Origin of the sequence: Uruburuella suis, assembly GCF_004341385.1 — a bacterium.
GTDB classification, from domain to species: domain Bacteria; phylum Pseudomonadota; class Gammaproteobacteria; order Burkholderiales; family Neisseriaceae; genus Neisseria; species Neisseria suis.
In genome coordinates, this window is sequence record NZ_SLXE01000050.1 from 1 (window position 1) to 11,043 (window position 11,043).

2 protein-coding genes are annotated in these 11,043 nt (G+C 58.7%); both read right to left on the reverse strand.

Annotation, left to right across the window (positions count from 1 at the left end; translation table 11 throughout):
- Positions 1 to 515 precede the first annotated feature (515 nt).
- Complete coding sequence (locus tag EV680_RS11480) at positions 516 to 8,699, reverse strand: two-partner secretion domain-containing protein (RefSeq protein ID WP_132954883.1); 8,184 nt, start codon at positions 8,697 to 8,699, stop codon at positions 516 to 518.
- Positions 8,700 to 8,837: 138 nt separating this feature from the next.
- Positions 8,838 to 10,622, reverse strand: coding sequence for a ShlB/FhaC/HecB family hemolysin secretion/activation protein (locus EV680_RS11485; protein WP_132954884.1), 1,785 nt, complete (start codon positions 10,620 to 10,622; stop codon positions 8,838 to 8,840).
- Positions 10,623 to 11,043 lie beyond the last annotated feature (421 nt).

Here is an 11,043-nt window from a genome sequence, read left to right on the forward strand (position 1 = left end):
TATGCAGAAGCCGTTTAAACCGCGTGCGTGGCTGCGCCACACACCCTACACATGATGCTAAATTTCTTATTTTTGTATAAGTTTTTCATGCATTCCACTATATAAGGCCGTCTGAAAATTCAGACGGCTTTGAAGTTTTAATTAAAAAAAATCAACCTAAGCTGGACAAGACGCGTGCGTGCCTTAGGGCACACACCCTACACGCAGGCTACGCTTGCTTTTTATATATAAATTAATATTGCAATCATCAGTAGAATAAAAATTAATAAAAATGTATTTATTCTTAAGAGGAATAAATTGCGTTTATCAGAGATTTTTTTCAACCCCAGAATAATTGGCCATATTGAAAAAGTAATTTGATTTAACTTACTTATGAAATCAATAACACTAAAAATAAAACCTTCATTTTTAAATAATTCATATGATATTTTTATTTGTATTAAATATAGAATAACATAAACTATAAAAAGATAAATAATTATATCGTCCAAAATATACCTCAATTAATTTTTAATTTATTTGCTGTTTTGTAAATTGATGCTCTTTTGATAACCAATATTGGCACCAACAAAAGCAGCTGCTCCAATTCCTATTTTCCCTGTATTTATTAACGATTCTCCTTTTTCTAATCTTGCTCCAGTACAAATCCCTCCTGTTGCAGCAATAGTAACGGTGCTGCATATTTCTGCAAAAAATCCATCTTCTCGTTGCTTATTAGAAGTAGATACTCCAACGAACCCTTCTACCCCCGCACCAGCAGTACCAGCGATAGTTAAGGTAATACTTTTATCTTGGTTGAGAGTAGCACTAATGTTTAATCCTAACCCAAGTGCAGCCGTTATTTCAGCGGTTATTGCGCTATTTACTTTATAGGCTTCCAGTAAAGCAAATAATTGTGACTGCTCTGTCTGGCTACTGGACTTATTGATAGTAATGCGATTAATTTCCTGATTGGCCTGCATTTGTAAGTTACGCAAAGCAGTTTCAGATAGCCCTAAATCACCTAATGAAAAATTATTCTCCACCACATTCTGTGCCATTTGGCTGCCAGAAACCACATCTGCCACATTTCCCGCAGTCGCGCCCACCGCTGCACCAAACAGGGCGCTGAGGGTGCTGATGTTGTTTTTTTCATCGGCATTTAATTCTTGGGCAGTTTTGCCATACAGTGTTTGCGCCAGGGTGGGGGCGAGCATTTCTGCGCCGCCGGCGGCCAAGCCTGCTGCAAGTGCGTTGTTGCCCGCCGCTGTGCCGGTGAGGATGCCGTTAAGCGTATGCAGCGCCAGATGTTCTTTGCTGCCTTCTTCAGGGCGGTTGCCGCCGTCGATTTTATTCAGCTCGGCGTTTTGTTTGAAATGTTGGCCGATATGGTAAGAAACGGTGGGGTTGGCTGCGGCGGCAGCGATGCCGAGGGCGCTGTCGGTCGGGGCGGCCAAGCCTGCGGCTACTGCGCTCAGGCCGGTGCTGAGTTTCTGCCAGTTTCCTGCTTGGCGTTGGTATTCCGCTTCGCTGAGTTGTCCGTTATCGCGCTGTTGTTTCAGGCTGTCCATTTTTTTGTTGATTGTATCTTTGGCCGATTGCACATTGCGACTGAAATTCTGCGTTACTTCCCGCTGCACATCCAATTCTTTCTGCACCTTATCCTGCTCAAAGCGGTTGTTCAGACGGCCTGAGTGTGCTGCTGCGTTATCGGTGGTGATGTCGGTGCGGACGGCGGCAAGGGTTTGGGCAACGCTGTTTCCCGTCAACTGCTGCTGCGCAGCCGCATCGCCAATCACGATATTCTGCGTGTTGATGCCGCTTTTGGTTACGCTGCTTTGGCTGTCGCGCTCAAAGCCGAAGCCGATGGCTTGGCTGCTTTGGGCGGATGCGGCGCCGGTGGTGGTGAGGCTGCTTTGGGGTGCGGCATGGCTGCCGAGGCCCAAGTCGGCATTGAAGCCGCCGGCGGCGCCGATGCCGAAGCTGGTGCCGCTGTAGCGGCTGTGGTTTTGGATATCGCTGTGGGCGAGGGTGGCCGTCTGAAAGCGGTTGCGGTGTTCGGCTTCGGCTTTTTCGGTGGAGGTGATAAGGCCACCTTTGAGATCGGTGTGTTGCTGCACATTCACCCGATAGCCGCCATCGCCGGCGAAGAGGCCGCTTTGTTCGGCCACCGAAGCATGGTCGGCGCGGATTTGGCTGTGGCTGAAATCGCCGCTGCCGGACACGCCGTAGCCCACGGTGATTTGGGCGCTGCCCTGATATTGGCGGCCTTGGTGATCGGCGCGGTTTTGCAGGCTTTCGATGTGGAGGCTTTGCGCATCGAGCTCGATGCTGCTGCCGAACACCTGCGCGCCTTTGAGGGTGGTGCTGCCGCCGCTTTGCAGGGTGGTGGCGCTTTGGCTGCTGCCGATATGGCTGCCGAGGTGGGCGGCTTCGTTGCTGTTGCCGTAGCCTTTGCCGTAGTTGCCGCCGGCGGTGATGCCGAAAGAGACGCCGTTGCTGAAATCGAGCGCCACGCCGGCATTGAAGCCGGCTTGGCGGTTGTTGCGCTGCTCCTTGTGGCTTTGCCCGGCGGCGCTGATGTGGATTTGGTTTTCTGCGGCAAGGCGGGTGCCGCTTTGGCCGGCGATATCGGCGCCGCTGATGCGGATATCGCTGCCGCTGCCGGCGCCGACGGCAAAGAGCGACACCGCACCTTGTGCACCGATGTTGGCGGCATGGGCGGTTTGGCCGCTGATGCTTTGGGCGGCGCTGTTGCGCTGTTCGCCATAAGTGATGCTCACGCTCACGCCGCCGGCGTTGCCTGATTTTGCTGCCCCTTGGGCGCTTTGTGCGGCCTGATAAGCCTGCCAGCCGGCATTGGCGGCGGCCATGGCATTGGTGCGGCCGTGGCGGCTTTCGCCCACCTGCTGCATGGCGCGCGCGGCTTCTTGGGCGGTTTCCACTGCCTGAATCAGCGGCGAGCGCACGCCCACGGTGATGCCTTTTTGGGTGAAGCGGTTGCGGTAGTCGGATTGATAGGGATTGGGCGCGGCGGCAATATCGATGCTTTGTGCCGCGATATCGATATTGCCGTCGGCATACACATCGCTGCCGGTTTGGCGGTAGGCTCGGCCTGCACGGATAAGGCTGTCGCCGCTGCCGCTGCCCGCGGTGCTGCTGCTGTGGATAATGCGGCTGCCGGTTTCTTGGCTCGTATCGGCGCGGTAGCCGATAAAGCGGCTGAAGGCGCTGCCGCCGCCCATCAGACCGTTGGTTTTGCTGCTGCTTTGCGCGCTGCTGTCGATTTGCTCTTCGGCGGCCACGATGTTGATATCGTGCGCAGCCGCCAGCTGCATGCCTTGCTCACCAAACACACGGCTGCCGATAATGTTCAAATCGCCTGCACCGGCCTGCATGCGCACGGTGCCGCCGGCCTGCGCGCTGCTGCCGATGGCGCGCAGATAATCTTGCTGCTCTTGGCTTTGGCTGCGGCTGTGGGTGGCGCTAAAGCCGATGGCGGGCATAAATTGCTCGGTGTTGGCAGCGATGCTGCCGCTGTCCCACGCCTGCCACTTTTTAAGCGCACCATCTTGGCGGCGGGCGTTTTGTATGCCCTCGATGCGTTTTTCTACTTGGCGCACTTCGGGGGCTTTGAGGTTGAGGCCGAGCGATATGCCGCTTTGCTTGCTGTGCGCTTCGATTTGGTCGCGCTCGCGCGCATAGGCCGCGCCTAAATGAATGCTTTGGGCTTGCAGGGTGAGATTGTTGCCGGCGGAAAGGGTGGTGGCGCGGGTGTCGATTTGCTCGGCGGCGGCAAGGGTGGTGTTGCCTTTAAGGCTGCCGATTTGGCTCTCGCTCAAGCGGGTGATGTCGGCATTGTGTTGCAGGCTTTGGCGGGATTTGCTGTAGCCTTTTGAAACCACGCCGCTTTTGATGCCGCCGCTGAGGCCGGATTTTTGGGTTTGATGAAATTCGCTGTCGAGATAGCGGCTTTGGGTGGCCGCTATGCCGATGTTGCGGCCGGTGAGGGTGGTGGCTTCATCGCTGATGATGCTGCTGCCGCGCACGAGTATGTCGCCCTCTTTGCCTGCGGCCAGCACCACTTCGCGCCCGCCGATGCTGCTGCCCACGGCTTCATCGTGTTGGCGGCTGTAGCGGGCGCTGCGGCTGCTGCTCGAAATCAGGCCGCGCGATTTGTCGCGGGTGGCTTCGCTTAAATCAAGCGTTTGGCGCCCTTCGCTAAGTTGGATGCCTTGCGTGCCGTAAAGCGCTGTGCGGCCGGCGCTGCTGTCGATTTGGCTTTGGCGGGCGCGGATTCGGCCGCCGGCGGCTAAGGTGATGTCGCCGGCTGCGCTGATGGCGGTGCCGGTTTCGGCGCTTTGGTGCACATGGCGGTGGCCGGCATCGCTCAAGCTGCCGTGGGTTTCGTGTTTGGCGGTGGCCACGGTGCCCAAATCAATGTGGCCGCTGCGGGCAATCAGGCGGGTGTGGCCGCCGGCGGAAGCATTGCTGATCAGTGCGCCGTCGGCTTGAATGCCTTCGGCCGCTTCCAGATGCAGCAGGCCGTCTGAAAGGGCGGCCACATTCAGCGCGGCTGTGCGGTTGATAATGGTGCTGCCGTTTCGCTCATCGCCGCCGGTAGCGGTGGTGGCGCGCAGGCGGATGCTTTTTGCCTGAATCGAGAGGGCTTTGCCGGCGGCGATGCTGCCGCCATCAATGTGCACGCCGTCATCGGCCTGCACATGCACTTCGCCGCCTTGAATCAGGCCGCTGTGGCGGATATCTTGTGCGCCGAGGTCAACCAAGCGGCGGCCGGCAATGGTGCCGCTGTTGCGGATGCTGCCTGCATCTTGCAGGGAAACAGCATCGGCGCTGAGCAGGCCGCCGCCGCTGCTCAGATCGCCTTTGCGCGCCAGCAGATACACTTTGGGCGCAAACACGGTTTCTTGGCTGCCGTCGGGCAGGGTGAAGGTTTGGCTTTCTATCCAGATGATGTCGCTGGTGAGGCGGGCCACCTGCTCGGCGGAAAGGGCAATGCCGGGCACAAGCTGCTGGGCTTTGGCAAAGGTGAGGCCGGAATCCATCAGCGCTTTGAATTGGGCTTCGTCATTGCTGTAGCCGTCGAGGCGGCGATAGCCGGTGAGGCGGGCCACTTGCTCGTTCACCAGCTTTTGCTCGTAATAGCCGTCGCCCAAGCGTTTGTGTGTGTATTCAGGGTCGACATTGAGCGCCTTGAGCATGTAGTCGCTGGAGAGCCATTGCCTGTAATCGGTGAAAGCAGGATCGGTTTCAATCAAATAGCCTTGGCGGGCAGGGTTGATGTTGAACAGGCTGCTGCCGGGCAGGCGGGTGTTTGCGGCGATGCTGCGGATTTCAGGCAGGCGGGCATCGGTATTCACCGCACTGATTGCGGTGTTTGCCGCGGCGGCTGCGCCTGCGTGGGCGGGCAGATCGGCCACGCGCTGCTCAACGATAGAGATGGCCTGTGCAAATGGCTCGGTGGTGGCGGGCGGGCTGGCCACGGGGGTAACGTCTTTATCAAAGTCGATATGGCGATCGCCCCATGTGCCGTGACTGTTGTAGCTGCCGCGGCGTGAATAGCCGCTGTTTTCAGTGCGCACGGTGGCGGGGGTGGCGTGGTTTTCGATCAGTGCTTTATCGGCTGCTTTCAGATTGCCTTCGATGGTGCCGCCTGCCAGGATTTGGCTGTTTTGGTTGCGCCAAGCGTCGCCGCTGATGTGTAGGTTGCCGCCGATGATGATTTCACCCGGCGTGCTTGAGGTGATGCGCTGTTTGTAAACAGATTGTTTGTAATCTGCTTTGCGCAGGCTTTGGGCACCGTATTTATGTATGGGAATGTTGCCGCCGTTTTTCAGGCGGAAGTTGAGGTCGTGTGTCTCTAAATCGAAATGGCCGTCGCGCCCGTTTCTGAAGAAAGGCTCTGCTTCGCCCACCCGCGTGAATTCGGTGATATTTTCTTGTGAAACCAAATATTCTTCAACGGCGAAATGCGGATTCAGATTGTCAAGCCGGGCGGCGACAATGCGGGCGCTGCCTTGGGCTCCAATGCGGGCGCCGGCATTGGTGAGCGTGTCGGCGCTGCCCTCAGCTTCGTGCGTGTTGCCCAAGCGGCCGCCGATGTTCAGACGGCCTTCGCTGGAAAGCAGGGTGCCTTCTTGATTGGTGATGTTTTGCGCGCCGATATCGAGCTGCCGGCGTGCGGCGATGGCTGCGGATTTTTCCTGCTCGTCGCGGTTGATTAAATCGGTGGCGGCCAGCGCCACATGGTTGCCGTAGATGCGGCCGCTGCCGCTGTTGAGCAAGGTGGTGCCGGCTTCGATGAGGGTGAGGCCGTTGCTGTTGATCAGGCCGCGGTTGCTGAGGCTTTGGGCGGCGCTCAGGTGGGTTGTGCTGCCGGATTGGATGTTGCCGCCCGCGCTGTTGTCGATATCGGTGGCGCTCAGGTGCACGCTTTCGCCGCCTTGCAGGGTGTGGCGGTTGTTCAGACGGCCTGCGCTTTCTATGCTGAGGCGGCGGCCGGCTTCGATATCGGCTTGGCTGCTGAAGTTGTGTTGCAGGGCGATGCTCAAATCGCGGCCGGCGGCAAGCCTGCCGCTGTTGGCGAGGGATTGGGCTTGGATGCGGGCATCTTCGCCGGCGAGGATTTCGCCTAGGTTGCGGATGCTGAGCGTGTTTTGTTGGTTGTCGTGAATGGAAAGCTGCCCGGCGCTGCTGATTTGGCCGCCGTGGTTGGCCAGGCCGTCTGAAAGATTGAGCTCGGTGAACTCGTTGCTGCGGATGTGGCCGCTTTGGTTGTCGAGCGTTTGCGCTTTGATGTTTAAGCGCTCTGCATCAATGCTGCCGCCGGTGTTGTCGAGGTGTTGTGCGGCGGCAAGGCTGATGCTTGGGGCGGCGATGCGGCCGCTTGGGTTGCGCAGCGCGGTGCTGTTGATGTGCAGGCTGCCGGCCGATTGGAGCGTGCCTTGATGATTGTCCAACGTTTGGGTGTGGATGTTGAGGCCGTCTGAAGATTGAAGGCTGCCGCTGTGGTTGCGGAAGGTATCGGTGCGGATGTCGGCGCTGTGGGCGCTGATGCGGCCGCTTGTGTTGCTGAGGCTGCGGCCTGCGGCGCTCAGCCGGTTGAGGTTCAGCCCGCCTTGGTTGCTCAGGCTTTGGTGTGTGCTTAAATCTGTGTTGCCGTTGGCGCTGATGCTGCCGCTGTTGTCGAGGCCGTCTGAAACGCTGATGCGGCCGGCCGGCAGGGCTTGCGGGGCGGTGGGCGCGGGGGCGCTTTCGGTGCGGCCGCCGCCGGTGGCGGTGGTGGGCGGGGCGCTTGGGTGGCTGCTGTTGCCCTGATCGGATGCGCCGTTGTTGCCGCTGTCGATCGGGGTGTAGCCGATCAGGCCGCCGGCCCGGTTGTGCAGGTTGGCGGCTTCAATGGCTAAATCTTGCGAGCCGGTTTGGGTGGTGTGGCCGCTGTGGTTCAGACGGCCTGTTTCCATATCCAAACGTGCGGCGTTGATGCGGCCGCTGTTTGCAAGAGCGGCTTGGTTGCGGATGTTTAATTCGGCGGCCGAAGCGAGCAGGCCGCTGTTGTTCAGCGAGGCCGTCTGAATGCGGGCGGCTCCTTGGGCGGAAAGGCTGCCGCTGTTGTGGAAATGCGCCGCTTGAATGGCAACGGCGGCTTTATCGGCGCTGCTGCTGCCGCTTTTATCGGCGGCCACGATGCTGCCGCTGTTGACGATTTCGCCATCGGCAGCAAGGCTCACGCCGCCGGCCGCGGCAAAGAGTTGCCCGGCATTGTGGATGCCCACGCCTTTTTCGGTGCTGATGAGGCTGATTTTGCCGGCATACATGCCGCCCAGCGCGCCGGTGTCGACGGCCACGGCGGCAGCAGGTGACGGGCCGTCTGAAACGGCGGTTGTTGCGCCGTTGGCGGCGATATCGTTGCTGCCTGCGCTTATCTGTAAATCCTGCGCCCAAATGCCGGCATTTACCGTTGCGGCTTGGGCGAGAATGCGGGTGTAGTCGGCGCCGGACGTGTCTAAACCGTTGCCGCTCACGTCCACGCTGCCGCTGCGCACGCGGAAGCCTTCGAGGTGGCCGTTGTTGATGATGGGGCGGCCGCTGGTGAGGGTGATGCCGGCCGCATTGATAAAGCCGCCGCCGTTTACCTGAATGCCGGCGGGGTTGGCCATAATCACTTCGGCGCGCCGGCCGGCCACTTCGATATAGCCGCCCAGCTGCGAGGGGTTGCTGCTGTTGATTTGATTCACAATCACCCGCGCTTCGCCGCCGGCAAGCCACGGGTTGCCCTGTATCCAGCCGCCGGTGTGGGTGGCGGTGTTGCTGCGGCTGTTGTTGAGAATCGCGCCTTTGCCGTCTACATCGAATTGGCGGTATTGGTTGACCGACACGCCGGCGGAAGTGGGCGTTTGGATATTGACTTGCGGCAGGCCGTTGGCGGTTTGCAGAATGGTGGGCTGCTGATTGGCCGGTGCGGCTTTGTCGGCGGCAATACCGGCTGCCTGCGCGGGCACAATCCACGCCTGCCCAAAGGCGAGCAGCAGCGAGAAACAGATGGCAGGCAGGCGCAAAGCCGCACCGGCACTTGCCGACAAAGCGGCGCCGGGCGCGCTGTCTTGCGTGGATTTGCCTGCGCGGGCGGTGTGTTCGGCCACGGCCACCATTTGGCCGCGTTTTTTGTTGAAGATCACTTTATAGAGGGTTTTGTTCATGATGCTTTACCGGTCAATATCAATAATGTTGGTTGATGCAGCAGCCAAACAGGCGCAAGGCTTGTTTTTCAGGCATGCTTGTTCTGCGAACAAGGGTCGGATTCGAGAATTTGGCCTACACGCTGTGCGGGGCAAATCCTAAAACGAATAATTCAGGCTGAAGCCCAATGCGGTGTTGGCCGTCTGAAAGCCGGCGGGCTTTTTAAAGGGCTTGCCGGCAAACACATCGTAATAAAGCCTGCCGCCGGCTTTAAACCCGCCTTTGAAACCGACCACGCCGCCGGCCAGCGTTTGGCCGCTCAGGTATTTGGCCGAGGGGCCGGCCACATGGCCGAGGTCGGCGCCGATATAGGCGGCGTGGCCGGGGTGGTAATGCCAGCTCAAATCGTTGCGCCAATAGCCGCCGCGCTCGGCAGCCAGGTTGAGCTCGCCATCGAAGCCGCGCACGGTGTAGCGGCCGCCGATGGCGATTTTGTCTTGCGGCACCAGCGCCGAGCGGCTCCATTGCGCGCGAAGGGAAGTGTCGTAGGCGAGCACCTGTTTGCCGAGGGCGAAAGGCAGGTTGAAATCGGCATCGAGGGTGAAGATTTTCATGCGCGAAGTGCCTTCGCCCAGCGCTTCTTCGGGCGCGGCCAGGCTTTGGTTGGCACCGGTGCCGCGTTTGTAGGCGGCGGCAAGGTTTAATGTGGCCGCGCCCAAATATTCTTTATGCGAAAGCCCCAGCTGCCAGCCGGCGGTTTGTCGGCGCTGCACGCTGATTTCGGCATCGTTGATAAAGCTGTTGGATTCGCGCTTCCACAGCTTGAGGGCGGCATGGCTTTTGCGGCGCTCGTCGCGGTAGAGCAGGCGGGAGAGGCCGATATCGGTGTTGAAACTCTCACCGTTGTAGTCGTAGTTTTCACTGTCGCCGGCCACGGCCTGATGGTAGCGGTAGCGGTTGTGGTTGAAGGCCAACAGCCAGTTGCCGAAAGGCGCGGAATAATGCAGCGCCAGCGAGCGGCTGCCGCTGCCGGTGGTGTGGCCTGCGCTGTCGGTGTAGCTGGCTTTGTGGCCCAAATCGTGCCCGTAGGACACATAAAACAAATCGCTCAGGCCGAAAGGATTGTCGGCGGCAAAGGTGAGGTTGCCCTGATATTTGCCGGTGGCCTTGCTGCCCGCATCATCGGCGCCCAAAGAGAAGCGGTAAGGCAGAAGCTGCTGCTGCCACAGCACCACCACATCGCTTGTGCCCGGCGCTTCGCCCGGCTCGATGCGGATATCGGCTTCGGCCGTGGGCAGGCGCTTGAGGTTTTCCAAACCTTGCTCGAGGGCGCGCAAATTGAGGATTTGGCCGTCTGAAAGCGGAAATTCGTTTTGAAACGAAGCAATGCGCCCGGCGGTGCGCGTCGGATCATCGGCAGCTTCGATGCGGATTTTGCCGATGCGGCCGGGCATCACCGTGAGCGTGAGCACGCCGCCGGCGAGGTTTTGCGGCGCAGCCAGAATGCGGGTGGTGGTGTAGCCCTTGGCAATCAGCGCGTTTTGGGCTAAAGCCATGATGTGGTTGATGCCTTGTGCACCCAAACACATGCCGGGGGCAAAGCCCGATTCGGCCAATGCCTGCTTGAGCGCAAATTGAAACTTGCCCGCCGCCTCGCCAACCAAGCGGATTTCCTGCACCGCAAAACAGGGCGACTCGGCCTGGCTCAAAGAAAAAGCAGCGAGAGGCGCGGCGGCCTCGCCCAAGCGGGCTTCGGGCGCAGGGCGCATTTGCTCTTGCAGATGCTGCCACCGCTGCTGCTCGCGCAATAATTGCTCTTGCTGCAAACGCCCGGCCTCGGCTTCGGCGGCAGCGGGAATATCGGCGGCGGAAAGGGGCGTGGAGAAGGCGAGCAGGCAGATGGCAGCGGCCAGCGGAGTGCGTGGGAAGAAGTTGGGATTCATGGTGGATGGGCAATGTGTTAAGAAAGATTTGCTAAGATTTTAATAAATTGCGTAAAGAAGAACAGCGGTTTGGGCTGAGGGGCGGATTTTGGTGACAATCGGCATAGTTTCGGGGTGGATATACCATGTGGGTATAATTAGGGCACGCGTGCTGTGCAAAGGCGGCGCAGTGGTGGGCAGGAAGTTTAAGCCGGCGTTGGAAAGCAAACAGGCCGTCTGAAAAGAGGGTTTCAGACGGCCTGTTTGCTTTTTAACCTATTCAAAGCCGGTGCGGAGTGTATTGCATGCGTACGATTATACCAATAAAAATAAATAAGCTATAATCACCCCATGCCTAAACTGACCCCAAAAAACCACCAACTCACCGAGCATGATTTTATCAAACTCGCCAAAACCGAACCCCACCCGCGGGCTCGGACAC